Raw genomic sequence first — 25,860 nt, forward strand, 5'->3', positions numbered from 1 at the left:
CCTTTCGGACGCCTACTACTCTTACGATGCTGCATAGCTTCTTCTACGTGTAACCATAGTCTTCGGAAGACCGCACTATATATTCCATATCCCGCAGGACTTAGGACTTCAAGTTACGACTTCTTCACGCTTTATACGTGGGTGGATACAGCCACCTCGCATAGTGAAGTATTATCTCGCACACCACCTATAGCTTTGATATGCTATCATCAGTGTTGTTTCTGTGTGGCAAGGGTAATTCTCCCTTGATTTCGAGATTTAAGTTCTAACAGTTCATTCTTATTTCTAAGTGATTTCTGTCGGTCGATTTCGGTAAGTTTATCAGACTTACCTTGTGCGACAACGTTTCGCACAGTTTTTGAACAGGTGTGCTTCGTCTACAAATAAGGCATCTACGCCGGTTTCTTCAAAGTACATCACGTCATCTTTGATTTCTTCATTGTTCAGTTCTTCGATTTTCTGCAACAGTTTTTTCTTCCTGCTTTCCATCTGCTTTATAGACCAGTTCTTTCCATCTTCTTCCCTTGCCCGGCTAATAGCTTCTACCAGTTGCTCTGCCTGTTCTTCGATCATAGCTCTTTGCCGGTCAGGGGAAATGGCAATTCTCTGGAACTGGGTATGGCCGATAATAATACAGTCATAATCCCCAGTTGCCATTCTGGCAATCATGCGTCTGCGGTTTTCCTTCTGAAAATCTTCTTTTCTGGTAATCAGGATTTTCGCATCTGGATAAGCCCGCAAAAATTCCGCCCCCATCTGGAACGTCAGGTGGTTAGGAACGGTAAGAAGGGGTTTCGTTGCCAGCCCCAGTCTCCTCATTTCCATACAGATACAGATCATTTCCAGAGATTTACCGGCACCTACTGTATGGGCAAGCAGGGTATTTCCTCCACACAGCAATGCCCTTGCTACAGCATTTTTCTGATAAGGACGCAGCTTTAACAGGGGGTTCAGTCCCGGCAGTTTTAAATAAGAGCCATCATAGCTTCGTTGTCTGTCGCAGTTAAAGGTTTCATTATAAAAATCCACATATTTTTTTCTGCGCTTTGGTTCCTTAAAAATCCAGTCCCGGAAGGCTTCTTTTATCTGCTCCGCCTTATCCCTGGCAAGCATGGTTTCCTTCCGATTAATTACATAACGTACTTTTTCCCCTTCCTGCACCCGGTCCCTGATAGTCACAATCCGGCTGTTTAACAATTCCTCGATAATGCTGATCGCATCCATAAATCTTGTACCATAGGTTTCCCTGGTACGAATGGTTCCTCCAAAAAAGTTTCCCCTGTCAATATGGTACGACATATCTGCATCTAAGCGCTCAACCTTGAGGGCGTGGCCAATATGAGTGCAATAGTTTCTTTGATTATTCTCCGGTATTTCCAAAAGCTCATATATAAACTGTTCGTAATCCTCATTTTCAATCCAAGTTGTTCCCAGTTTTACACTGATCTCAGGCGCTGTCAGGTCTTTGGGCTGCACCTTTTCCAATGCTTCCACATTATCTGCAAACAAAGGATTGTTCTGTGCATAGATTCTGGCAATACGGAGCTTCTGCCGCACATTGCCACTTAAATACTCATCTGCGGTTTCCCACCCTGCATTTGGGTCGTCTTCCTTGGCCAGTACCGGGTTCTGGTAGATTAACCCCTTTAATTCCCGGATCAGTTCCTTCCTGTTTCCCGGATAAAGGGAGAGCATATAGGGAATATCCACCCGATTATATTCTGACAGACTGATATGCAGTGCTTCCTGAGCATTTTCCACTTTGTCTATCACATCTCTGGGGCGTATGGTCCTTTTATAAAAGATATCGGCTTTTGTTACATTTTTGTCCTCATCAACCACTTCCAGGGAAGAAAGCAGTGGATAATCGTTGTCCTGCCGGAAAGCCATTTTATTTGTCCGGTCACAGAAATATCCATGCGTTTTCACAAAGGCATCATATAAACGGTTTAACTGTTCCTGTGCCTTTTTCAATTCCTGATCGGAACAATTTTCCTGCTGTATCTGTAAAATTTCACGCACCAGAAGGCGGATTTTATGCATGGCACGTATCCGGCGCTTCACACTTTCCTTTGCCTGGCTCCGGTATAAAGACTCCCCTTCCCGGTAATATACTTCGTCCTGTATCACCGTAAACGTATAATTAGGTATCTCTGGAGAAGCAGCTAAGACGTCCTGCTCTTCCTTCTTTTTTTCTGCTATGCTTTCTTCATAACAGTTTTTCGGAAGCTCTCCAACTGCGTCCAAAATTCCTTTTTCCAGGTCAAAGTCTTCCGCTTCATTGACCAGGGCTGTATATTTGGAATCTTTCCCGAAAAACTGTTCAAACCAGACCATTTTCCCAAGCATCATTTCCGGGTGTTCCAGATAATACTCATTCACCGGCACCATGTCTTCCGTAAGCCCTGTATAAGTCCAGATCGGCTCCCCAATCGAAGGCTCTGCTTTTTTCTGAAAAAACAAAAGGTCACTGGTAACTGCGGTATTGGCGCTCTTTCCAAAAGAATCTGCCGGAAGCCGGACTGCCCCTAAAAGGTCTGCCTGTTCTGCCAGATTTTTTCTCACAGCGCTGTCATTTTTATCCAACGTCCCTTTTGAAGTTACCACTGCCAAAATGCCTCCTGGCCGAAGGAGGTCCATGCTTTTCCGGATAAAATAATCATGGACTTTCAGCTTCATCTTTTTATATCGGGGATCGTACAAGCGGAAATCCCCAAAAGGCACGTTTCCCACAATTACATCAAAGCTGTTATCCTCAAATTCCGTTTTTTCAAATCCTTTGATCTGGATACTGGCTGAAGGGTGGAGCTTTTGTGCAATCCTTCCGCTTATGGCATCAATCTCCACACCATAAAGCTGGGATTTTTGCATATTTTCCGGAAGACCATGAAAAAAGTTTCCAATCCCCATAGCCGGTTCCAGAATTTTTCCCTTCTGGAATCCAAACTGCTCCAAGGCTTTATAAACACCCCGCACGACTTCCGGCGGCGTATAAAAAGAACTGTTGACACTGGCCCTTGCCTGGGCGTATTCTTCTGCGGTCAACAGTTCCTTCAATTCCTGATATTCTTTTTTCCACTCCGGGCGTTTACTGTTAAAAGCATTTGGCAGCCCGCCCCACCCTACATACCCCGCAAGAATTTCCTGTTCTTCTTTTGTGGCGTTTCTCTCTTCCTGCTCCAGTGTTTTTAAGATACGGATTGCCCGGATATTTTTCTGATACCGGCTTTTATCCCCACCGGTAAACTGCAGCCACCCTTCTGGGTAATAATAATCTCCGGCTTCTACCTTATCTTCTGTCTGGACAGAGGTTCTTCCTTCCTGCCAAAGCTCTTCCTTTTTAAGAATTTCACTATATTCTTCCCATAATGCCGGAAACCAGGGGAGCAGACGGTACATATTTTCCTGCTGCTCTAAGGTTTCTGCATCTTCGGTATAGGCAATCTGGTCTTCCTCTACCAGATGTGCAGTAAGCCCGCCAAACTGATCCCAGGAAAGTTCCTGCAGAAAATCCTGGCTTTCCGGCAGGGTGATCTTAATCCCATTTTCCTGAATACAAAGCTCATAATTTCCATGTTCTGTCCGCACCAGATAATAAGGCTGGCCTTCCGGTGCTTCCCGAAGCAAAAGCGTCTTCAAAAAATGGTCTTTTTCTTCCGGTAGCTGATTGGTCGTATAGACCAGACAGAGCATTTTCTTTAAAATATCCGCCTGGATATTCTGTTTATAAAAGGCTATGCCAATCTCTTCTAATGGGATTGGTTCCTTTTCCTCAATCACTTCCTGCGCCTTCTTTGGCTGTAAGGTTTCTTCCTCTATATCTTCCCCGTTTTCTAAGGCTTCCTCCGATACGGATAACAGAGGAAGATAGGTTCCTTTTTCAATCCGTTTTCCAATTTCCAAAGAAACCTCGTCCCAGTACCAGAACGCCTCCTTCATGGAAGTTCCCTCACTCCAAAGGATATACAAACCGCTGGAACCGCTTTCTGCAATCAGGATACCGTCTTTTATATGGGCTTCTCTTTTTACATCTCCATACAATTCATAAAGATAGGCTTCCCGTTCTGTTTCCTCTGGATTGTTCCGGTAAAACTCATAAATTTTATATGGTATCTCCTGCTCTGTCATTTCCAGAAGGATTTTCTCTTTCTGCCAGTTTTCCGGCTGTGCAGGTTCTATCTCCCCAGACAGAAAAGGAACCGCCGAAGCAGTTCCTTTCCCTGTATCCTTTTCTGTTTTTTCCTGTTTTATCCGATCCTGGGGTGAATGATCTCCTCCATAACCTGTTTCTGCGCTTCCATATCCGCCTGTATCCGAAGGTTGGTCATTTCCAACGTGTTGTAAGGGTCTATCCTGTCCTCTCTGGTCCAGGTCTTCAAAAGACTTTCTGCCAGTTTCTCGTGGTATTCCTCCGCTTCTGTCTGGATTTTCATAAGTTTCTCCATCAGTTTCCCGGACAGGAGCATCATTTCGTATTGTGCCTGGTCCGTTCTCTTCATTTCCTGTGCTGCGATCCTGCCGTAACGGTTCAGGGACGCCAGCATCTTCTCCTCGCTCATCACGCCCTCTAAGACTGGTATCTGTATGCCATTCATTTCCCTGTACTGGATTCCTGCGATCCCTTCCATAATACTGCCTCCTTTCAAGGTCTATGTTCTTCATGGTCCTTGCAATCTGTAACACAATCCGCCCAGATAAATGGGATACCAACCGCCCTGTCCGGTACAGAACCTCCTCATTCTCTGAAAAACCGCAGATAAAAGAAAAATCCAGGGTGTCATCTCGGATACCGCAGCGGCTTTCCACCGCATAACAGACACTATTTACAAGAAACTCTGTAATCTGGTTTTCTTTTACCTCCTGTCCCTCTCCGGTAAGGACAGCCAGCTTCTGCAAGGATTTTAAAATTTCATCTTCCTCTTCTATCATAAACCAAACATTTGTTCTTGTAAAGGCGTCTAAAGAATTTTTAAACTTTTTTTCCTGTTCGTAGATTTCCGGGAACAGCTCCCTTGCCAGCAGCCTGCGGTTTGTCCCATTCACCTGCCAGTTCCAGGGCCGGATTCCCTGTCCCTTTACATCTTGAATATCATAAACATGGGTAACTCCTTCCCCGAAAATTTTGGAAGGAAATACTGCAATTCCTTTACTTCCTCTGGCAACCGGCAAATCCATTTCCAGCCAGGCATCATATCCTGCAAGAACGGAAGCATCTGGGCGCTGGGCATATACCATACAGGTATTTAAGAAGTCCAACTGATACAGACGCCCCATGCAGGAAAGGAAATTTTTCCAGGAATCCTCCGACTCTGAAATCCAGTGTATGGTTTCCTCATACAGTTCCCGTACTTTTGTGATATGCTTCATCTGCTGTTCCTTCTTTCTTTTACAGGTACCAGTTCTTTTGCAGAAATATCACGATAGGAAAAATCATCTGCCCCCAGCACGATTTTTTCTGCATAGTAATCTGCTTCTGCTTTTGCAGTTGCCTCCAGTTCATTCCTGCCCCGGTATCTTACTTTTTTCTCCAGGACTTCTCTTATGGTCACTTCATATTCTTTTTCGTCCATGCTTCTCCTTTCTTACTGCAAGCGGCTGGGTCTTCCATACAGCCCAATGTTCGACGGATTGAACGGGTCATTCACTACCCCACGTCTGCTGTTGGCTGCATGTACCATTCTGCCATTACCAACATAAATTGCCACATGGGAAATATTGCGGAACTGCCCATTCTGCTCATAAGAATAAAAAATCAGATCTCCCGGCTCCAGTTCGCCTTCTGTAACTTCCAGCCCATGTGTTACCATAAATTCTCCCTGAGTAGAGGCAATCGCCGGAAGGGAAATGCCTACCTCCTGATACAGCCGCTGTACCAGGGAACTGCAATCATAATATCCTTCCTCATACCGGTGTTCCTGGCTGTATTTGCAGCCTACCTTCGTCAGTGCCAGATTTGCAACGTCACTTCCTACACCAAAGGAAGGGATCTCATTTCTAAATTCCTCACTCATGACTTCCCTTAACAGTTCTTCTTCTTTTTCTGTCAGCTTTCCAAGTGCAATATAGTCCTCATAATTCAGGTTCTTAACATAGCAGCCCTTCTTTGTTACCGTAATCTCATTTTCGTCCCCATCTGCCAGAAACGCTTCAAAAGTCTGATGTCCCCAGGCAGACGCAGTTGCATGGTCCGCACAGAAAACATCAAATTGTACTCCATACCGGTCAAATGCCCCGGTATCTTCTACGGTATATTCAATCCCGTTCATAATGATCCTGGTTCCCATAGGGACAAAGGGATTTTGTGCATCTACTGCAAGGGTATGGTCCGGTTTTGGCATGACACCGGAGGCTGTCGGTCCTCCTGCCCACTGCCCACAACAGATACTGCACTGGCAATAGCCGCTGGTTACAACATTTCCCAGACTTTCCCCTGCCTTTATGGTGGTGGTTATGGTCGTGTTTTCAAAACTGTTCATTTCATCAAAGATTTCCTTCAGCTTGTCCTTATGCCGCTGATCCATATCCACACCTATATCCCCGGTTCCATACTTCACCATATAAACCATTAAAGTATCATAATAATTACTCACATAATTTCCGTTTTTCTCATGGAGATAGGTAACTGCCCCATCTTCCCCATTTTGTCCAAGTTTTGTATTAAAGTCCATGTAGTAACCGCTTAAAACTTCCCGGACGGTAGGGTTCTCCTCAGACGGATTGGGCATGAACGCACCAAGTGGCGAACAGTATAAAAGGAAAAAGATAATCACCACAGGGATTGCCACCACAAGCAGAATACTGAACAGCGGAGCTAAAAGCGCCCCGGCAAACTGGACCACCTTCAGCATAAATACAGAGGCTTTCATCTTTACAATATCTTTTGCCACCTGTGCCAAACTGTCCTGCTGTCCATTTCCGGTGAGCTTATTGATCATATACTGGATTTTTCTCTGCCGGACTGCCTGCTTTTTCTGTTTCTCCATCTGTTTCTTTTTCACTGCTTTTGTTTCTCTGTAAAACTGCTTATTGGTGATCTTCCCATCTGCCTGTTTTACCTTTAATTCCTGCTCTGCCTTTCTATAATTCCGATCCTTCCACAGCTTTTCTGCCGGTTTTGCTGCTGTCCCCATGACATAAAGGGAATCATTGACTTCTTCCCCACCCTCTAACTGGGTCAGTATAGCAGCCTCTCCCCGGCGTACACCCTTTATGGCAGTCTGCTTCGCCAGGGAAGATTTTTTTGTTTCCGCCAGCTTTGCAGCCTGTTCCCTCCGGTACTGTTCCTTTGCCCGGAAACCAGCAGAGGGCTGGCTGTTTGGTGCTGCCCCCTGTTTCATCTGATCCGGCTGTAAGGTTCCCGGTACAGATACGGTACTTTTGGTCTTTCCATTTTGTTTTCTATCTTCTGCAGTTCCCCGGATTGCTGCCTCTTTCCCGGCCTGCTTTTTCTTTTCCTTTTGTTTTTCAAACAGCGCTTCTCTGCCTTGCTCCGGCTGTTTCCCTTTTTCTGCCCCTTCTTTTTTCTTTCTCTGCCCTAAAAGATCGGCCACCGGCTTAGAGGTAAAAGCAGCTTTCTTTTCCTTTGCAGATAAAATCGGATTTTTCTTATGCACCGTCACCTGGGCTTCTTTTTTTAATTTCAGCTCCGGCTCTTTTTCTTTTTTTACCTTAATCTCCAAAGCAGTCCCCCTCTCCGGGGTTTAATTCTTCTGCCTGATACCAGAGCGCCTGAAACAGATACCCCTGTTCCTTTTCTCTGGGTGGTGGTCCGTACTCCTTTTCCAATTCCTGAAAGGCTTCCATAAGGTTTCCGGAAAATTCCTGGTAATCATCTTCTGTCAGGATATATTTTTCACTGAACAGTACCTGCTCCAATTCCCCCACTTCTACCAAATGGTCTATGTCTTCCGGGGAAAGCGGCGGTCCCAGTCTGTCATAAGTCTTTTCTTTCAGGTAGGAAAACTGATAAAGTTCCGTCTGCTGCGGTAAAATCTTCTCCTTACTGCCATCAAAGAGCAAAAAAATAGCTTCCGCTTTTAAGAAAACGGAAACCTCAGCCTGCTCACCATATTTTAGTGCCTGCTCCTTAGAAGGAAACTCCAGCCAGTCCGGAATACGGATTTCCAGCATCCAGGCTTCATACTGCAGTCCAAAAGATAATTGATATTTTGCGATAATTCCTCCTCCCTTCCACTACAAATAGTCATAATAAATCTCATGGTATCTTCATGAAAGGACAATTCATACTGTCCGGGGATACCAGGATCTTCCATCCACCAACGGAAAAAAGCATCTACATCTGACCATAAGCGGGAATTGCACTGCCTTCCTGCAGCTTTCCTTAACTCCAGCATTTTAGCAAAAGCCCGCCGGTATGCCCTCTCATAGGTCGGGAAGATGCGGAACTCCCGGTATCTTTGTTTTCCTGCCATAGGACAGCCTACACAGCCAACCCGGTGAAATCCCATTTCGTAAAGAGGGTTCATGGGTATTTTCTCTGCCTGGATATACTCCCAGACCTGCTGGTCACTCCAGTCAACAATGGGATTGCATACGTGTTTGCCCCTTGACAGGCATGATTCAAAGAGCCGCCTGGTATCATCATTATCATTATTTAAAATAATGGCACGTTTTTTTCCATTTGGGACAAAGTTTTCATAAATCCCCCTGTTTTTCCTCCGCTTTCGACTTTCTGCCCACCGGACACCTGTGGTGATAAAACGCCCAGCCCCACCATTTTCTTTTAGAACCTCACAACAATACCGGATAGTCCTGGTAGGAGGGATCATTTTCATGGGGATCAGGCTCCACATAGTTATCCGCTGCCCTTTATAGTAAGGTTTATTGATACTACAAGTTATACCGGCCTGTTCTGCCTTCTGAAACTGTTCCCTCACATAATAAATAGTCTGTGGGGCATCTGCAGTAGTCAGGTTGTGCATCAGTTCAAATGGCACGCCGGAACGCCGTACCAGTTCCCTGCATACGGCACTGTCTTTTCCTCCACTGTCCGTCACTACCAAAGGAAGCCCATAATGTTGCAGGGACATCTGGCTGGCAGTGCGGATACGTTCTATTGCTGTTTTTTCTAAATCCAATTTTTTTCAGGAGGGAAGATATCTTTTACATGGCCAAAACTCCGCCTCCTTTCCTACTTTTATCTGCCGCCCCTTTTTGGCGGCTCATATCCATTTGCTGCATACGCTTCTACGGTCATACCGTATGACTCTGCTTCCTGTCGTATTTCTTCCATAACCTGTTCTTTGTATGATTTATCCGGACAGGCAGTTGCAAAATCCCGGATATCCGGCATACGGGGCAACTCCTCCCCTGTATTTAGTGCAATCCTGCTTTCCCGGACATACGCAAGCATGGCTTCCTGGTATGCCTTTCGTGATGCGTCCCCCTGTGTCAGTAAAGGGACTTTCTTTTCTATTTCCTGTTCTTCCAAAACCGCTGTTTCCAGTTTTTCCAGGTTGCAGAAATACTGAAGGGCAGGAAGCATCTCCTCCAATACCCATTTCATTTCCCGCTGTTCATCTTCCCATTCTGCGTTTGTCTTTGCGGTCTGTTTCATAAGCTGCTGCCCTTCTTCTGTATGGAGATAATAATCTGCAAATGCTTTTACATGATCCAGCAGATTTCCTTCCCCGTCACCAAAGTCCTGCCGCCCAGTATAAGATATAATTTCACCTTCTGAGAGAAAACAGATTTCAAAGTGTGTTTTATAATAACCTGCCATCTCTTTCTCTTCCACAGCCTGCCGGTCCAACTTTCCGAACAATTCTACCGCTTTATTTAATGGCATGGCTTCCTCAGAAGGAATGTCCAGGTGTTCACTGATCCGTACATACACAAAAGGCTTCAAGTCCACAGGCGGAATGAGCTTTACCTGTCCCAATGTTGTCTTTAGTTTGTCTGCCTGTTCTTTCAGCTCTGGTTTCTGCTCAAATATCTTGCTTCCCAGCCACCTGCTGTATTCCTCTTTTCCATCTTGACATAAGGCTTTCCATATAATAGCTTCCTTATGTTCTGCTTCTTTCGGATAAAAGGTATGGTAAAAATCAGGGTCAAGATTTTTTTCCAGTTTTATCATTTCATCTGCAAAAACAGTAGCCTCCAAGGTTTTCTCTTTTAAAAGCCCTTTGGTATCAATGACTTTTGTTTCCGGAAGATAAGCACTCAGTTCCCTGGCAGCTATAAAAACCTCTGGGTATTGGTTTGGATCATAGATATCTCTCAAAAGATCCACATCCAACTCTCCGTTATAAACCAGGGAAAATTCCAATGGAATACCATCTTCTTCCTCCACATGAAGCCCAATTCCTTTTCCTGCATTCAACCTTTCAGAAGGAATACTCTGATAGATCTTTACTGCCTCTTCTGCACTGTGGATATCCTCCCTGTATTCTCCATAGCGGTTAAATTCCATACATTCTGCCACATAATACGTTGCCAAACGTCCGGTGGCATTCTCGCCCATCTCACCTTTTTCCACGTAGCAATACCTCCTTTTTATGCACAAAAAAAGCACTACCGTTTTTAGCGATAATGCTCTTCGTGTTACTTCCTATTTTCTTTTTTAATTGTTGTTTATCTGTAAGAAAGATACTCTGAAATGCAATAGTTTCCCATAATATCCCGTTCTATCACACCCATCTGCTCCAAGCAGTCAATGTATTTCTTTATTTCATCCTCAGTAAAACGGGTTGCTTTGTCATCTGACCACTGTTTAAATTCAGATACGATCTGGCTGGCATCTATTCTTGAAAAAGTCTGGACTAAATAAGTTACTGTTGCAAGTCCTTCCAGTTCATGGTCGCTCTCTATCCCATTTACATAAGCAACAGCCTTTTCAATTGCAGGAGAAAGGCGGTTCAATAGCTTTGTTGTTTTTTCACTGCATATCACCTGATAAGCTAACTGATACGTCGATTCTGTATCATTTAATCCATAAAAACTCTGATACTCTCCGATATTTCTGCCAACAATATCAATGGAATGGGCATATGGACCATATTTATACTTTTGAAAGGAAAAATAAGGTTCTTCCAGATATAAATTCATAAAATACGCCGCTTTTTGAAGACGAAGTTTTGTACAACGTTTCAGTCCCATTTTGAGTTTCATCAAGACTAAACTGGCTGCTGTAAGTTTAGGTGCAGTAGCTGCTTTCTGCACATAATTTCTCTGTGGCTCATAAATCAAAACCGTAAAATCATCAGCAATTGGTTTTAATTTCTTTTGTATCAGTTCTTTTACTGTCTGCCAATCCAAACCACCATTACCACATCCCAGCGGGGGAATCGCTACGGACTTTACATTCAGTTTCGGAAGCCTTTCTACCAGAACATCCAGTGCTGTTTCTATATAACTTATTTTAGAGTTTTCACGCCACTTATCTTTCGTCGGAAAGTTTACAATTGTAATGCCATTCTCTACAAAAGTATGGATTGTTCCGACATGAAGTGTTTTGTCTTTACATGCTTTTATATAGGCTTTATTGTTTTCCGGAAATTTCAGTTTAAATTGATACGCAATTCCCTTTCCCATATAGCCTTCACAGTTGACTGTATTAACTAAACACTCTGCACCAGACTGAAACATATCTCCAGTTGTGTATTTAATCAACACAACCACCTCCTCTCGTTATTCAAACCATTGGGACATCACCGTAATAAATGGCGGTGGAAAGATAACGCCTTTCTGTTTCAGTAAATTTGTTACTCTGTTTTTAGTTTCTTCAGATGAAACATAGATGCACTGGAATGCATCAACAGGAATAACCAATGGGCTCAGGCATTCCGCCATCTTTATATTTCTGGCTTCCACGTCATTTTGCCCCACACTGGTAAGAATATCCCAGTTGATCATTTCAAAACCTTCATCATAATCATATAACTGGCATCCTTCCAATGCCAATGGGTGCTTAGGTAAAATGCTGAAATTATTGCGCCTTGCCAAATTTCTGGTAATACAGATATAGATCATTTCCTCTCCCGCATGAGTTTTCTTTACAGCCACATCAAAAGCTGAATATGGATGAAAATGAAATGAAATGTATCCGTCCAATCCCAGACTTTCCCTCTTGCGTATAATTTCTGGATCTGCTACATCTCCAAATGTTACCGTATTCTCCCTTAGAATCTTTCTCGGCACAAGGCCAAAATCAATAATAGATTCCAGATTCTTTAATTCTGTTAAATGATATAGAAGTTTTCCTTCTTTCGCATCTTTTAATCCCATCGTTCTCCTCCTAGTATAACACACTTTAAACGCTAATCACAGAATTTTTACATTCTCCATCAACGTGTTTGTTTCTATAAACAAATTTTCCATTGTACTCATTATATGGTTCCCGTATTAATCCGTCAATCCCATTAACGTACCTTCTCTCTTTCACTCTTTGCATACGGAAAGGATTGCTCCGCAGCTATCCCATCCATCTGGAAATATTCCGGCAATAGCTTTTCCTCCCGGAAGCTAAAATACCGGTCATCTGATACAATCACATGATCCAGCACTTCAATCCCCAGAAGCCGCCCAGCTTCTGCCAATCTTTTTGTCATGTCCATGTCCTGCCTGCTAGGTTCCGGATTTCCCGAAGGATGGTTACGTGCCAGGATGATATTGCTGGCATTAGACAGGATTGCAGATTTAAACACTTCCCTCGGGTGTATCAATACACTGTTCAGAGTCCCGACACCCACTACATTGAGATTGATTACCTGTCCTTTTGTCCGAAGGTTTAAAATACAGAACATTTCCCGGTCACAATCTTTTAAAAAATCCTGAAAGAGTTCTGCCACATCACAGGGATTTTTTAATTCTTTGCTACTGTATAGAGGAGGTTCTTCCACCAGGCGTATACTTACCACATCTATTTTATGTGTCTTCTCCATGTTCTTCCTTTCCAAAGCAAATCTCCAGCATAATTCCCTCCGGCAGATTTTTTAAAAGTCTTTCCAACTGCTCTAAATTCATTTCTATTTGATATGTTTCAGCCATTCTGCCACCTTTCCCATGATATACAAAAAGAGTGCCTGATAAAAGAACTGCACTCTTTTTGTCCTATCCTTTTTCTACTTTACCGACTTATAATTTTTGCTGTTGCCTAATTTTTTTCTCGTCTGTCATACCTTTTCCTTTACAGATAAAAGAAAAAGTTCCTTTCAGATTACATTACTCCTGCTTTGTCTGCAACGCCTTTTCGTGAAGGTTGGTATTGAAAAGCGCATACAGCGGATTGGCTTCTTTTTCCATACGGTTATCAAATGGAATACAGGTATTTCCATACTTAATGATCCCCGTACCGGAAGGAGAATTATCTACATATTTTAATTGTGCTTCTGGAATTCCTGCTGCAGTGGATAATTCCTGACTGTCTACATTGGACTGCTTTAACAGGGCAATAAACTCACTGTTTCCAAGCATGGTCATGGCTGTATAGTTTTGCAGCATATCAACCAAATTTTGGGTGATTCCTGTGCATAGTCCCCCTTGCTTCCTCACTTTTTTCCAGAGGCTGAACAAAAATTTCGCACTATACTCCCGGTCAAGAACAGTATGGAACTCATCTATATAAAGCCAGGTTGCCCTTCCTTTCTTTGCGTTTTCTGCAATCCTGGCACTGATATTTTCCAGCATGACCAGAGTGGAAATGGCTCCCAGCTCTTTCCCCAGGTCCCTGGTACCATAGACAATGAACCTTGCCTGTACATTCACATTGGTATGGTTATTGAAAATATTTAAAGAGCCATTTACAAACAGCTCCAACGATAAAGCAATGTCCTTTGCCTCTTCTTCTGGCTGCTCCAACAATAACTCATAAAATTCTGACATGGTAGGGATATGCTTTTCCCTTGCCTTTGCAATGTCGATATACAACTTTCGTACACAACGGTCTATAATGGATTTATGGCGACTGTTTAGATTATCCCCGTAACACTGTTCACACAGCCCCAGCATAAATTCCCCTTTATCCCGGATATATCCCTGAGAATCGTTTAAATCCAGCGCCCAAACGTCCATCTCCAAAGGATTGATGTAATTCTTTGTATAGGTAGACAGGTTAATGATTGCTGCCTGGTTTCCCAGGGCTTCTGCAATATCAAAATATTCCAGTGTCGGGTCGATACAGATAATATCATCATCTGTTCCTAAGAACACCTGCAGCATTTCCGACTTACTGAAATAGGATTTTCCGGAGCCGGGAACACCGAATACCATTCCATTTCCATTTGCCAGTTTTTTCCGGTTTCCAATGCAAAGGTTATGAGAAACCTGGTTAATGCCATAGCAGACGCCGGACTTTTCGTTTAATTCCTGTACATTAAAGGGAAGAAGGGCTGCAATATCCCTGGTGAGCATGGTCCGCATTGTGCTGATCTGCCGGTTTCCCACTGGAAGTATGGTATTCATAGCTTCCCTCTGCTGATAATAGTGGGTTTCAATCTGGCACATGCGTCCATTGCCGATATTTTTAATAGTTTCGGTTACACTGTCTAACTCCTTCTTGTCCTCTGCCATGATCAGGAAATTCACCCCTGTATAAAACAGGTTCTGGTCATTTTCCCGCACGTCGTCCATAAGATTTACAATCTTCTCCTTCTGGACTTTCTTGATATGAGAAATGTCACTGGAAAAGTCGTTATTTTTATTACGGACTCTCTGCTGCTTTAAAATATCATTTTCAATGCCCAGATATTTCTTCTGAAGAACCTTATTTGCCAGTTCTTTTGGTACTGGTACAATACAGATTGTAGTAATACTATGAACCGGAAGGCTGGTAATCTCATTTAAAAAGGTATCCGATAAAGAAGAAGGATATTTTTTAATGAATAATGCCCTGCATTTTTTCCGTTCCGTTTCAAAATAACCTGGGTAAAACTGCATATACCCTGGTGAAATATCATTTTTAGGATCACCGCCCTTTTTTAATGCCTGTCTGAAATCAAAGGAAAATTGTTCCTCTTCCCCTATACGGTAAAAATTGAAAAGTACCCGCAGCCGTTCTTCTGCATTTAATTCTTCAATGCAGGAGCCAAGTTCTCCAAAGTTCTGTTTTAAGGTCGCTTCAAAAGTGGCAAAAAATGCTTTTGCCTGTTCGTAGGATTTCCGTTCTACACATACAGTCAGCAGTTTTTCCTGTTCAATCCCCTGCCTTCCATCTACAATGCGCTTTTCAATAATCTGGTTATAACTTCCACGCAGCCAGTTAAAACCATCTCCTTTTTCCTGGAAAAGTACATGCTCCCGGAAATCCTGCATGTTTTTGTTCCGATTAAAAATGGTAATAAGAAAATATACATCAATGGCATTTACCGTCTTACAATACTGCTTTAAGATTCGCATCTGTTCTTCTGCACCTGCGGTTACATAATTAATGTCCAAAAAACGGTATGTCCTGGAATATACCCCCTTCCCTACTTCAAAAATGCCATTTTCTGCAATTCTCCCAATCCCCATGACTTCCTGAAGATATTTCGGGGATTTTACTGCTTTATCTGCTTTTTTTAACTGGTCAAACTTATCTGAAAAAATTGACAATCTCTAATTTCCTCCTTTCAGGCAGATGGGGCCACAAACACAGCAGCTTCCATCTGCCGCTACATGTCTGTGTATCCCTCTCCTGAAATGGAGAGCAGGCGCTATTTCACGCCTTGATTGAATATTCTGTTCAACGGTACATCTTATACCACACCGCTGCTGCCGCACCAAGTACAATCATCACTACCGTTACGATCCCCATACGGATTGCCTTCTTTTTCACCACGTTTACATCACCACCTTTCTTCTCTTTTTTCTGTTCCTTTTTCCTTTGCTGTACTTCCCGTTCTTCTTCCTGACAGGTTTCCATATAAATCTGTTTCAATTCCTGCACCGATTCCGTAGAGCCATACACCAAAGGGCGGTTAAAAAAGGAAAAATAAATCATCTTCCCTGCAAATTGCCAGAATGTCAGCCCATGATAGTTATAAAACCCAGTCAGTGCCAGAGGTACAACAAAAGGGGTTGCCACATAACAGCTCAAAGTAATCCCGATTTTTTCATACAAAAGCAGGACAATCCCAGTTCCTACGCCCAATGCCAACGCCGAAAACAAAAACTGTTTTGCTGTAAGCCCTAGAACCAGGGATTCTTTATAATGCTGCAGGTCCTCACTTAATTCAATCTCCATACATAACCTCCTGTCTCTGTTTTTTATCTACTCTGTCTTCGCTCTTCCTGCATGGTTTTCTGTAATCCATGCTGATTGCAAAAGGCGGCAACCCCAGCCTGGTCAAACTTACGCAGTTCCTCCAGATGAAATTTCACCACCGCATACTGCCCCATACCGGATTGTGCTTTCCAGGGAAGCAGTGTTCCCAATCCATGCTCCTGAATAAACTGGATATTTTCCTTACTAAAATCACCGCTGATACAGGCAGTTCCAGGCTCCAGGCAATATCCGGGAAGGTTTACGGTCAAATCTGAAAACGGTTCCCACATCCCATCTTCCCGGCTATACAGCTCCACATAAAGGTTTTGGTTCATTGCATAATAATCTACCCGCAATGCCAGTTCTTCGGTTCCATACGCCCATTGAAAATCCGCTGTTTTGATTTCCTTTTGAAATTCTGGATTCTTTACTTCTCCCCGTTCCTGGTATGCCTGCTCATAGGCTGCATATCCCTCCGGGTCCAATTTCTTTAAAGTTTCTTCCTGAAATTCAAACAGTGGATATTCCATACAGCCAGAACAGCAGATTTCTTCTTTTAACTGTCCAATCGCGTTTTTTTTGATAAATTCTACTATCTGCTCCAGATCATAGCCTGGGAGCAAAAAGGTCTGGTTCTTTTCCAGCGGAATTCCCATATCTGTGGTCAATTCAAAAAGTTTCCATATCTCTTCCTCTTTTTCCGTAAACACACAAACTTTGATGTTTTTATCAGCCGGATAAGTTGCAACTTCCAGCCAGACCTCATAGATCTCCCCATTGCCAAAATCCAGGCTGAGTTTTTCTTCCTGTTCCATTTACATATCCTCCTTTCCTACCGACTCCTGCTCTTTGCAGACAGAAGCCTTTCTTTTCCCTTTTCAAAATATTCTTCATTAATTTCAATGCAGATTGCATTCCGTTCACTGGAAAGTGCTGCTTCCCCCAGGGAAAACGAACCTGCAAACTGATCCAGTACCCACTCCTTTTCTTCTGTTACAAATCCAAGGATCTGCTGCAAAAGTTGCACTGGTTTTTCTGCCTGATGAATACGGGAGTTTTTCCCTGGCGGTTCAATGTCAAAGACCGTTGGAAGCATTCCCCTGGCGCCTGACATATAGTGGGATATTCCTGGCTCCGCCTTATCCTTTTTCGCATCTGGGCGTAAATTCCTGGCTTTTCCTTTCGTAAAAAATGCAATCTCTTCCGTATTTTTAGATTTTCTTCCCGTATTGGCAACGAAATCTCCTTTTTTCCAGGCGACTTTTGCATAATATTCAAGCCCTGCTTCTTTCGCCATTTTTTTCATCTGATAGAGGTATTCATAATTTTCCCCATTTTCTTCCGGCATGAACTCTACCAGAAAACACCCTTTTTTCAACACCCGGTATTTTTCATCAAAGTCTTCCTGCGTATATTGAAAACATTCATAGGCCGCAAAATCCCGATTTCCCCCTTTCAGGCTTTTTTTCAGGTCATAAGCATGATCTGTAATAATGGCATCTATACTGTTATCTTTTAAAAAGCTCAAATCCCTGCCATTTCCCTGAACCAGCATACAAGTTACCTCTTCTCCGTCCTGTTCTTTGGTAACCGTATAGACTCCTTTGGCTATCCTGGAAAAAAGCCCCTTTTCTATTCCCTCATAAATTCTTGCCCGGATACTGGGTTCTTTTACCTCTTTTACCTGTTCTACACAAGCCACTGCTTCTTTAAGGCTAAAGCATTCTGCGTCCTGAAAATATTCAAATAGTGTCATCTGTATCCCTTTTTCCTGCACAATCCTTTCCTCCTACAATCCCAGTGCCCTGGAAGTCAGGTTCTGCGCCCCTTTTACAGTGCCTACCGTCAGCGCAACCGTAAAGGTCATTTCCCCCAAATAAATCAAGGTTTTGGCCCAGTCCTCATAATCTCCGGTAAAGGTCGGAAGTCCGGAGGAAATAAACTGGTTACACAAAAGGATTGCCAGTGCCATTGTGACTGCCTCAAAAACGACACTGATAAAATATTTCATATAGGCTACAAAGGTATTACTAAGCCCCCGGTTTCCAGCCAGGGTACTGCTGGCAATCGCCCCAAAAGGTACAATTACCATGATTTTCAAAAAGCGGAAATAAACATTGTACAGCAGGAAGAACCCACAGATAATAACGATTAAAGATAGGAAAACAGCAAGTATCAGGAACACGATACTGGTTCCAAATCCTAAATCTTTGATCACTTCTGCCTGCGCCGGGTCAATGGATAACTCCACACTCTGGTTTTGTCCCAAATGCCCCACCAGGTTTCCACAGGAAGTAAACAGGGCTTTCATAATGGTAATGTTATAAGATACCAGCCACTGTGCAATGGCAACCCGGATAAACATACGGAGGATTGCTTCAAACCGGATTTCTTCCCGGATATCTACCGACTCTGCACAAAACCCAATGACGAAAAAAAGGACTACCAGGGCAGAGCCTATCCCAACAAAAAGGGGTTCAATCCCTTCAATGATCCCCCAGGGTCCGCCCCCTTTGAACCCGGTAGGGGACTGTCCTAAAAGTTCAAATACGAGGCTGACCTGATTATTCCAAAATCCAAACACGATTTCCAAAAGTGCAAGGATCGCCTCTCCTAAATTAAACATCACTTCACCTCTCTTCTTATCTGTTTATCTCAAAAAGAAGAACGGTTTTAGCTGATTCCCAGGAAAGTAAGAACGGAGGAAATAGCTGCCATAATAAGCCCTGCAACAATTCCTTTAATGGCACTGTTCATAGAAGAACTGTCCTGCTGCTGGTAAGCCTGTGCAAATTCCATCACGTTTTTTGCCAGGATAATCACACCCACCGCACCAATAATACTGATCACCAGTGTCTTTAAATTCATAAGCGGCTGTGTTACGTCACTTACCCCGGAAGCCATGACAGTCTGGGGAAACAGGGAAACAGTGGCAGTGCTTACTGCCAGGACTCCCAGTAGAGATTTTTTCAAGCGGTTCTGTTTCTTTCTGATAACCTCTTTGATCTTCATATCTTTTTACTCCTTTTCATGTGATTGATACCACATTACGCAAAAAGACAGATTTTTAAAAACCTGCCCTGCGTAATGCAAAAACTACAGGTTTCCAAAAATCTGCCTTCTTTAATCCGAGGCTGTTTCTCTTGTAAATTTTTTACGGATTTCCTTCATCTTTTCAGCACTGTTTTTTGTATCTGCGATTTGAAGGATTTTATCATACGAAATTCCAGCACCAATGGCAAGCATGATTTCTCCCAACTGTTCCTCATTATAAACATGGCTTTCCAATAATGCAGAAAGTTTTTCTTCCTCTGTCTGTACCGGTTTTTCCGTTTTCTTCGGCGGCCTCACCTCCTCTACCGTTCTCTTCTTCTGGTTCTCTTTCAGCTCTTCCTCCGAAAAAATCTTCTTAGGAATAGGCTCATAAGAAAAAATTTCATCAAAAGACAGTTCCACAATCTGAACATCTTCTCCCTGTTCCTTTTTCTTCTTATAATAATCCAGGGATTCTTCACTTAAAATCTGTACTGCCTGTTTTTGGGCAGCCATTCTGTCATGGATATAAGGCGCAGCCCCGCCATCTTCTGTTTCCGAAAATCTGGAGTGTGCAAAAGTATTGTATTTTTTATCAATAATAGGATCACAACCCCTGATTAACAAAATGCACTCTGAGTTATCCAACTTTCGGGTTTCGTCCGGTGTTAAAAGTTCACGCCCCAGCACATCATAATTCCGGGAACTGCTCCCCTGCCGGCCTTTGGTTTCCCCACTGCTTTTTTTATCAATGGTTCCTTTTCCCAGGGACTCACTGATATACTTATGCGTGGACTGTTCATTCCCACCAAGATATACCAGGGAATCACAATTACCCGGTATGGTTTCCCAGGTTTTCTCAAACAAAGCCTTGATCTGGGCAAGGTTTTGGATAAAAATGATACAGGAAATATTTCTGGAACGCATGGTACTAAGTAGGCTGCAGTAGTCATCTGGCAATGGCACGTTGGCAAATTCGTCCAGCATAAAATTCACGTTAATGGGAAGTTTTCCATTGTAATGAAAGTCTGCCTGGTAATACAATTCCTGGAAAATCTGGGAATAAAGCATACCAATTAAAAAGGCATAACTCTTATCCGAATCCGGCGTCACACAAAAAAGTGCGGTCTTCCGGTTTCTATCCCCATCAACACCAATCCCAATCTCCTCTATCTCCATTTCATCATGATCCAGAATCCGCAAAATTTGTGGGTTCTGTAACAATCCCAGCCTTGCATTTGCGGAAATGATGATACTCCTTACCGTATCTCCGGCACCCCGTACCACTTTATTATACTGGATTAAAGCAGGGTGATTGCTTCCCTTTTTTCTCTCCAGTCTGCGGAAACGCCGGTCTAAATCAGAAGGGGAACCGTCTGCATGGACTTCCGCCTCATTCAAGAGCTGCAAAACCATACGGAAATTCCTTTTCTCCATTTCACACTCCTGCCACACATAAAGAAAAATGGCCTGCAAGTACAAAGACTCGGCTTTCTCCCAGAATGGATCACTGGGCTGTGCATTTTTCGGTGTGGTATTATTGATCAGATTGGTAACCAGTTTTACAATATCTGTTTCAGAGCGGATATAGCGGAATGGATTATATCCATTAGACTGCTCCATTTCCACCAGGTTCAGCACCCGTATCCGGTATCCATGCGCTTTCAGCATACCTCCACAGCATCTTAAAATTTCCCCTTTGGGGTCTGTAATGATCTGGGAAGCCCTGCTTAACTGAAGGAGATTGGGTTTCACCATGAACAAAGTTTTTCCAGCGCCGCTTCCTCCGATTACCAGGACATTTAGGTTTCTCCTGGTCTTTCTGGTATTCATGGACAGCCTGACATTCTGGGATAAGATCAGATTATTGTGTTCATCTTTATCCGCAAACTGCTTTGCTACCTTTTTCGGATCTGCAAAAACAGCGGTACCAAATTCCTGACCTGGCATATAGTTTTTCCGGCTGGTGACATACATGACCATACCGATCACATATACAAAAATCCCCAGAATGATTGCTTTTAAGGAAGTTTCGTTCCAATAATTGGCAAACGGGGCTGCCATCACATGATCCAGACGGTTAAAAAAATAGTTGATATCCTTTCCGGGCTGATAGCACACATTTAAGAGATAACCTCCATAGCCGGAAGCTGCACCGCCAATGAGATACATGCCCCAGGACTGTTTCTTCTTTTTCTGAATTGCTCCGGTTCTCTACCTCCTTTGCCCCTGTATGGTTCTTCTCCCTGCTTCCAGGTTCTGTTGTGTCTTCCTGTAATTCTGCTCCCTTCTTCTGCGTATCTTTTCCTGCTCCTGTCTGGCACGTTCCCTGTGTACCGGATCATAGCTTTCCCTATATAAATCTTCCCCCGAAGTTTTTCTAAGAAAACGGTCCTCCAGGTCTAAAATTGCATACTCCTTTTTCTTTTCCAAACCTGCAAAAATCGTCTTATGGTCATTAATCCAGCTAATTTCCGATTTGTCCAGCCAGATAAATTCATTCTTACGGTACGGAATCCTGGTTTTGATATGATGCTCTGTTTCTTCATATACCAGCTTCTGGTCTATGGTAATGGCATTCACACCTGGATTGTTCCGTTTCTCCTTTTGGATACGCCGAATGACCTGCATCTTTTCTTCTGTTTCCTGGCTGCTTCCAGTGCTGCGTCTTTTGGCTTCCTCTTCCCCAAACAACTGTTTCCACTGCTGGGAATCTACCAATTCTTCAACCTGTTCCGGTGTCCTGGTCAGTGTCACCGTACCTTCCTTCCCTTTCTCCAAAATCCCCTGTTCTTCCATGTAGCAGATAATCGGCCAGATCTGAAGCCAGGTCATATTCAGACGGGAACGGACATCACTGATCTTCTCCACCTGGTTTTTCGCCAGCTCCCGCGCAACCAGTTCACACTCCTTCGGCTCCGGCAGGGCAGGCTTTTTTACTTCTTCTACCAACTGCTCTACCTTATCCGGCTCTGCATTTTCATAGTATTCATCTAACGTCCCAATATTGGAATGTTCAATTTTTGCCATCATGGACTGAATACGGGGCGCTGCCTGGGAATGGAACAAAATTTCACTCATACCGTCCTTCTCATTCAAATCCGGCAAAATGGAATATAAAATCCCATACTTATTTGCCAGGGCTTTTACCCGCTCCAGGTCTTTTGTTTCAAAACGGAAAACCTGTAAATCGCCTCCCATTTTCAGGAGCTTTTGTACAGAAGTTTTCCCTGACAGTTTTTCCTGGTCCAGAACTTTTTTAAATACCGCACAAATATCTTTTACAAACTGCCAGCCTGTATTTCCCATTTTCAGAATGATTTCTGCGCCTTCAAAGGAAACTTTAATGATCTGCGCCGCATCTTGTATTTCACTCATGCTCTCCCTCCTATCCCATTGCCCTGTCCTTTTTTACTGGAACAGCCGCCTTTATTTTTCCTTCTGTAAGCATGGCTTCCAGGTCATACTGGATATTTTCCTGTTTTAAGAGAGCCTCCAGCATGTGGTTTGCTTTTTCCTTTTCATAGGTCATATATTGAAGCTGAAAAATATAATTCTCAATCTGCAAAATATTTTCCGGAACCTGAAAAAACGGTTCAAGGTAATGAGAAAGGATACGCTCTTTTTCTTCCTTTCCTGCATGAGGCGCCTGTAACTGCAAAATAATTTTTTCTACCTCTTCCATAGACTCCTTATGAAAAGCAATACGGTACAAATCCTGTTTCTGCTCCCTGGTAAGAAAGGGCTGTTCCTTTTCGGCAGCTTCCAAAAGGGAAAATGTTTTTACCACATGTTCAAGTTCTGCCATTTACACACCCGCCTTCCGTTTCCGCATCAAAAGGATAATTTCCCTCATTTTTTTCATTCTCTCTGGTGAAGGGCTGTTCTCCATCACCTGAAGGATTTCTGCATCTGCCAGCCCACTTTCTACGCACTGGCGGATTTCTTCCAACTGTTCTGCGGACAGGTTATATTCCAGGATCTTCTCCACAACACTTTTGGGTACTTTTTTCCCAAGCATGGCAATCCCAAGCAGCCGGCGCTTACTTTTTTGCAGCCCTTCTGCTGTTTGTATGCTTTTTTCTTCCAATACCACTTTTGTTTCCCTGGAAACAGCTTCTGTTTTTTCCCTGTATTTTTCTGCTTCTTTTTTCAGATCCTGAATTTCCTGCTCTTTCTTTGCCAGCTTTTCCCTTAATTCCTGTATATTTTTATCTTTGTATTGCAGGTTCTCATACAGGTCTTTAATCTCCTGATTTTTCTCTTCAACAACATGCTCCTTTACCAGAGAGGACAAAGCTGTAAAACGGTCATTGCTTTCCCGAAACTGCTGAATGGATTGTTCCATGATCCCCATAAGATTTTTCATATAAGAACGCATTTCTTCATCTTTCGGAACTTCTTTTTTTACCTTTGACTCTTCCAGTTGTATCCGCATGGTCCGCATACGACTGGCCGGCAGTTCATTTCCGGCATAGGTTTTCACCTCTTCCAGATCCAGCCCGTTTTTTAAGCCTTCTACGATTTCCCGTACCTGGAACTGGTTATAATTTCCTTCACATAAAAAGTCGATTTCCCCAATCCCTTCCATAAGCCCTATGATGATTGCTTTCATCACCGGGGCTTCCTGGTTACTCTTAACTACCTTCTGGATATCCGAAACAGGAAGACCAAAATCCAGCCCCATAGAAACTGCGTCCATCTGTTCTTCTTTTAAAACTTTCCGGCATTCTTCCAGATACCGTTGTCCTTCTACTGTCATTTACCCTCCTTTTCCTCTGCCCCTTGCAGACGTTTCCCTATTCTTTTCCTTCTGTTGTGCTTCCAAGTTTTCTTTTTCTTCTGCTTTTTCACGCAGACGCTCTGCAATCCTTTTTTCTTTTAAGATTTTTTTCCGTTCAATCCGCAAACGCTCCTCTTTCTCAAAGAAATAAGCGTCTGTCTGTTCTGCCTCAGACAAGGAATATCCCATTTCTTTTAACTGCCCAAGAAGGTTTTGGTATGTCTGGTGGTCTTGAAAAAATTCCTGATACCCTTCCTGATAAAGTTCTGCTTCCATCTGTTTTTCCTGCAGCTTATTGAGAAGCAGAAGCATTTCCTCATAAGGAACCATTTCTTTTCGTAGCTGCTTTCTTGCCCTGCTGTTTTCCCAAAGCTGTTCCTTTGTTGCATCAGAAATGGCTTTCAACTGCGCCTTATCCTGTATGCGATAAGCTGCCAGAAAATCAAATTCCTCCTGCAATTTTTTCAATTCATGGATTGCTGCCCTGTATTTCCAGGTTTTAGAGTCTGCCATTGGTTTCCCCTGCCGGTACCTGCGAAGAAAACGTTCCTTCTGGTATCTGGTCAAATGCCGCTCCCGGTATGGGATAAACACATACGTCCATTCTATCGGTATCTCCTCTCCGGTCATTTCCGGGATTGGAAGGCGTCCAAAACGCTGCCGAAGCCTTTCCTCTGTATATTCTTCCCCTAGCTGGTCAAGCCGTCTTGCCCTTCCTGCTCCGGGTTCCCGAACAGAAAGGTGCTTTCTCCCCCGCAACTCATATCCCATGCTGGAAAGATTTTCAAGAAATTCCTCATAAGAACCTGCGTCCTGTAATGCCTGGTCCACATCTCTTCTGATCCGCCTGTCCCGTTCAGAAAGAGATTTTTCTTCCTGTCCTTTTTGTTTGCGTTTTTCCTTTACTTCTTCCAGCTCCAGCACAGATAAACCATGCTCCCTGCATATCCGGTTGGTCAGAGGCTGGATACTGTTTTCCCAATCCCCGTTTTTATAATCGTATTTATATCCCGTAGTACAGCGTACTGAATTAAAAATAATGTGCCCATGAATATGGTCCGTATCATTATGGACTGCATAAACCGCTTCAAAATCCTTCCCAAGAAATTCTGCCACAAACTCTCCTACCACTTGGAAGGCTTCTTCTTCCGAAACCTCATCTTCCTCAAACGAAAGAATGAAATGGTAGCCCTGCCTTTTATCCAGCTTTCCAAAATGACGTTTAGTATCTACCATCTGGGATAATGCCTGTTCAGGAATACAGTTATGTCCACAGACATAGCGGCCATGTTCTGTTTTCTCCGGGTTCATAATATAGCGAAGACCGTTTGCCAGATGTTTTGCCGGATAACCCGTTTTTGCCTGTTTCATGTGCAGGCACTTTGTAATTGCCATAACCTACAGCCTTTCCTGCACCTGGCTTACCAGTGTTTTTATCTGCTTCAAAAACACATACAGACGGTGTTTATCTTCCCTGGAATAAAGGGCGCTGTTATTGTTATGGGTAATCTGGTTGATGTTTACACCAATCCGGTTGATTTCCTGGTTCATGCGTTCCAGTTCCTTGCGGATTTCCGGGTAATCCCTGGGGCGGTTGGTAATCAGCATACGAAGATACTGGGAATCAGAAAGCCCCATCTTTTCTGCCTGTTTTTGTAACTCTTCCAGCTCCCACCGATACAGCCGGATTTCTTTTCTACATTTCATTGTTTCTTTTTTCATGCTCCCCCTTTCCTTATCTTTATCACAGATTTCATCTACCGATTTCTACTTCAACGCTATCTGCTGTCAACTCCTAAGACCTGCTATCGGTCACTGTATAACTTCCCGGCGTCCGGACTGG

At 43.3% G+C, this 25,860-nt stretch carries 22 protein-coding genes; all 22 read right to left on the reverse strand.

From position 1 onward, the window contains the following. Positions 1–327 precede the first annotated feature (327 nt). Entirely contained in the window at positions 328–5,367 is a 5,040-nt protein-coding gene (locus LJE11_RS19770) for an N-6 DNA methylase (RefSeq protein ID WP_255655366.1), read from the reverse strand. Next, positions 5,364–5,570: a DpnD/PcfM family protein gene (locus tag LJE11_RS05040; protein WP_021651176.1), complete on the reverse strand. Its 207-nt coding sequence runs from the start codon at positions 5,568–5,570 to the stop codon at positions 5,364–5,366. The genes LJE11_RS19770 and LJE11_RS05040 overlap by 4 nt, the downstream gene beginning before the upstream one ends. A 12-nt stretch (positions 5,571–5,582) precedes the next feature. Beyond that, a complete protein-coding gene (locus LJE11_RS05045; protein WP_227295602.1) occupies positions 5,583–7,679 on the reverse strand; it encodes a C40 family peptidase in 2,097 nt (698 codons plus the stop codon). Then, on the reverse strand, positions 7,669–8,130 hold the full coding sequence (locus tag LJE11_RS05050; RefSeq protein WP_025577477.1) for a hypothetical protein: 462 nt from the start codon (positions 8,128–8,130) through the stop codon (positions 7,669–7,671). The genes LJE11_RS05045 and LJE11_RS05050 overlap by 11 nt, the downstream gene beginning before the upstream one ends. After that, a complete protein-coding gene (locus LJE11_RS05055; protein WP_081703183.1) occupies positions 8,073–9,050 on the reverse strand; it encodes a phosphoadenosine phosphosulfate reductase family protein in 978 nt (325 codons plus the stop codon). The genes LJE11_RS05050 and LJE11_RS05055 overlap by 58 nt, the downstream gene beginning before the upstream one ends. Positions 9,051–9,157: 107 nt before the next feature. Then, on the reverse strand, positions 9,158–10,498 hold the full coding sequence (locus tag LJE11_RS05060; protein ID WP_025577473.1) for an LPD25 domain-containing protein: 1,341 nt from the start codon (positions 10,496–10,498) through the stop codon (positions 9,158–9,160). A 95-nt stretch (positions 10,499–10,593) separates the two neighbouring features. Then, entirely contained in the window at positions 10,594–11,631 is a 1,038-nt protein-coding gene (darG, locus tag LJE11_RS05065) for a type II toxin-antitoxin system antitoxin DNA ADP-ribosyl glycohydrolase DarG (protein WP_025577471.1), read from the reverse strand. Positions 11,632–11,649: 18 nt separating this feature from the next. Further along, positions 11,650–12,246 carry a DarT ssDNA thymidine ADP-ribosyltransferase family protein gene (locus LJE11_RS05070; RefSeq protein ID WP_227295604.1) on the reverse strand — a complete coding sequence of 199 codons (597 nt, stop codon included), beginning with the start codon at positions 12,244–12,246 and terminating at the stop codon, positions 11,650–11,652. A 134-nt stretch (positions 12,247–12,380) separates the two neighbouring features. After that, complete coding sequence (locus LJE11_RS05075) at positions 12,381–12,902, reverse strand: JAB domain-containing protein (RefSeq protein ID WP_227295606.1); 522 nt, start codon at positions 12,900–12,902, stop codon at positions 12,381–12,383. Further along, positions 12,886–13,008, reverse strand: coding sequence for a hypothetical protein (locus LJE11_RS19775; RefSeq protein ID WP_255610470.1), 123 nt, complete (start codon positions 13,006–13,008; stop codon positions 12,886–12,888). The genes LJE11_RS05075 and LJE11_RS19775 overlap by 17 nt, the downstream gene beginning before the upstream one ends. Before the next feature lie 174 nt (positions 13,009–13,182). Then, entirely contained in the window at positions 13,183–15,549 is a 2,367-nt protein-coding gene (locus LJE11_RS05080; RefSeq protein WP_025577466.1) for a VirB4-like conjugal transfer ATPase, CD1110 family, read from the reverse strand. 130 nt (positions 15,550–15,679) lie between these two features. Then, positions 15,680–16,180, reverse strand: coding sequence for a PrgI family protein (locus LJE11_RS05085; RefSeq protein ID WP_025577465.1), 501 nt, complete (start codon positions 16,178–16,180; stop codon positions 15,680–15,682). 23 nt (positions 16,181–16,203) lie between these two features. Further along, the gene (locus tag LJE11_RS05090) at positions 16,204–17,016 is read right to left on the reverse strand and encodes a DUF4313 domain-containing protein (RefSeq protein ID WP_081019432.1); all 813 of its coding nucleotides are present in this window, start codon (positions 17,014–17,016) and stop codon (positions 16,204–16,206) included. Between the two features lie 17 nt (positions 17,017–17,033). Further along, positions 17,034–17,978 (reverse strand): DNA-methyltransferase, encoded by a 945-nt coding sequence (locus LJE11_RS05095; RefSeq protein ID WP_025577461.1) that lies wholly within the window; start codon positions 17,976–17,978, stop codon positions 17,034–17,036. Positions 17,979–17,990: 12 nt separating this feature from the next. After that, positions 17,991–18,827, reverse strand: coding sequence for a hypothetical protein (locus LJE11_RS05100; protein ID WP_025577460.1), 837 nt, complete (start codon positions 18,825–18,827; stop codon positions 17,991–17,993). Between the two features lie 47 nt (positions 18,828–18,874). Beyond that, positions 18,875–19,213 (reverse strand): hypothetical protein, encoded by a 339-nt coding sequence (locus LJE11_RS05105; RefSeq protein ID WP_227198747.1) that lies wholly within the window; start codon positions 19,211–19,213, stop codon positions 18,875–18,877. 111 nt (positions 19,214–19,324) lie between these two features. Next, positions 19,325–21,406 carry a VirD4-like conjugal transfer protein, CD1115 family gene (locus tag LJE11_RS05110; RefSeq protein WP_227198746.1) on the reverse strand — a complete coding sequence of 694 codons (2,082 nt, stop codon included), beginning with the start codon at positions 21,404–21,406 and terminating at the stop codon, positions 19,325–19,327. A gap of 42 nt (positions 21,407–21,448) precedes the next feature. Further along, positions 21,449–22,612, reverse strand: a complete 1,164-nt coding sequence (locus tag LJE11_RS05115) for a PcfB family protein (RefSeq protein ID WP_173900152.1) — start codon at positions 22,610–22,612, stop codon at positions 21,449–21,451. Between the two features lie 10 nt (positions 22,613–22,622). Then, complete coding sequence (locus LJE11_RS05120; RefSeq protein WP_117688068.1) at positions 22,623–23,042, reverse strand: hypothetical protein; 420 nt, start codon at positions 23,040–23,042, stop codon at positions 22,623–22,625. Further along, positions 23,043–23,996 carry a hypothetical protein gene (locus LJE11_RS05125; protein ID WP_072448027.1) on the reverse strand — a complete coding sequence of 318 codons (954 nt, stop codon included), beginning with the start codon at positions 23,994–23,996 and terminating at the stop codon, positions 23,043–23,045. It abuts the gene before it with no gap. Continuing rightward, positions 23,997–25,412, reverse strand: coding sequence for a relaxase/mobilization nuclease domain-containing protein (locus LJE11_RS05130; protein WP_227198745.1), 1,416 nt, complete (start codon positions 25,410–25,412; stop codon positions 23,997–23,999). A gap of 3 nt (positions 25,413–25,415) precedes the next feature. Further along, entirely contained in the window at positions 25,416–25,739 is a 324-nt protein-coding gene (locus tag LJE11_RS05135) for a plasmid mobilization protein (protein ID WP_072448023.1), read from the reverse strand. Between the last annotated feature and the right edge of the window lie 121 nt (positions 25,740–25,860).

Source organism: Blautia sp. DFI.1.216, assembly GCF_020594215.1.
Taxonomy (GTDB): domain Bacteria; phylum Bacillota; class Clostridia; order Lachnospirales; family Lachnospiraceae; genus Blautia_A; species Blautia_A wexlerae.

Excerpts from the sequence above, each read along its gene's own strand:
- LJE11_RS05105 (WP_227198747.1), bottom strand. The coding sequence starts at position 19,213 with ATGAAGATCAAAGAGGTTATCAGAAAGAAACAGAACCGCTTGAAAAAA.
- LJE11_RS05100 (WP_025577460.1), bottom strand. The coding sequence starts at position 18,827 with ATGTTTAATTTAGGAGAGGCGATCCTTGCACTTTTGGAAATCGTGTTT.
- LJE11_RS05070 (WP_227295604.1), bottom strand. The coding sequence starts at position 12,246 with ATGGGATTAAAAGATGCGAAAGAAGGAAAACTTCTATATCATTTAACA.
- LJE11_RS19770 (WP_255655366.1), bottom strand. The coding sequence starts at position 5,367 with ATGAAGCATATCACAAAAGTACGGGAACTGTATGAGGAAACCATACAC.
- LJE11_RS05130 (WP_227198745.1), bottom strand. The coding sequence starts at position 25,412 with ATGGCAATTACAAAGTGCCTGCACATGAAACAGGCAAAAACGGGTTAT.
- LJE11_RS05115 (WP_173900152.1), bottom strand. The coding sequence starts at position 22,612 with ATGAGTGAAATACAAGATGCGGCGCAGATCATTAAAGTTTCCTTTGAA.
- LJE11_RS05075 (WP_227295606.1), bottom strand. The coding sequence starts at position 12,902 with ATGGAGAAGACACATAAAATAGATGTGGTAAGTATACGCCTGGTGGAA.
- LJE11_RS05040 (WP_021651176.1), bottom strand. The coding sequence starts at position 5,570 with ATGGACGAAAAAGAATATGAAGTGACCATAAGAGAAGTCCTGGAGAAA.
- LJE11_RS05120 (WP_117688068.1), bottom strand. The coding sequence starts at position 23,042 with ATGGCAGAACTTGAACATGTGGTAAAAACATTTTCCCTTTTGGAAGCT.
- LJE11_RS05050 (WP_025577477.1), bottom strand. The coding sequence starts at position 8,130 with ATGCTGGAAATCCGTATTCCGGACTGGCTGGAGTTTCCTTCTAAGGAG.
- LJE11_RS05125 (WP_072448027.1), bottom strand. The coding sequence starts at position 23,996 with ATGACAGTAGAAGGACAACGGTATCTGGAAGAATGCCGGAAAGTTTTA.
- LJE11_RS05085 (WP_025577465.1), bottom strand. The coding sequence starts at position 16,180 with ATGGAGATTGAATTAAGTGAGGACCTGCAGCATTATAAAGAATCCCTG.
- LJE11_RS19775 (WP_255610470.1), bottom strand. The coding sequence starts at position 13,008 with ATGGCTGAAACATATCAAATAGAAATGAATTTAGAGCAGTTGGAAAGA.
- LJE11_RS05055 (WP_081703183.1), bottom strand. The coding sequence starts at position 9,050 with ATGTCCCTGCAACATTATGGGCTTCCTTTGGTAGTGACGGACAGTGGA.
- LJE11_RS05090 (WP_081019432.1), bottom strand. The coding sequence starts at position 17,016 with ATGGAACAGGAAGAAAAACTCAGCCTGGATTTTGGCAATGGGGAGATC.
- LJE11_RS05110 (WP_227198746.1), bottom strand. The coding sequence starts at position 21,406 with ATGTATCTCATTGGCGGTGCAGCTTCCGGCTATGGAGGTTATCTCTTA.
- LJE11_RS05135 (WP_072448023.1), bottom strand. The coding sequence starts at position 25,739 with ATGAAAAAAGAAACAATGAAATGTAGAAAAGAAATCCGGCTGTATCGG.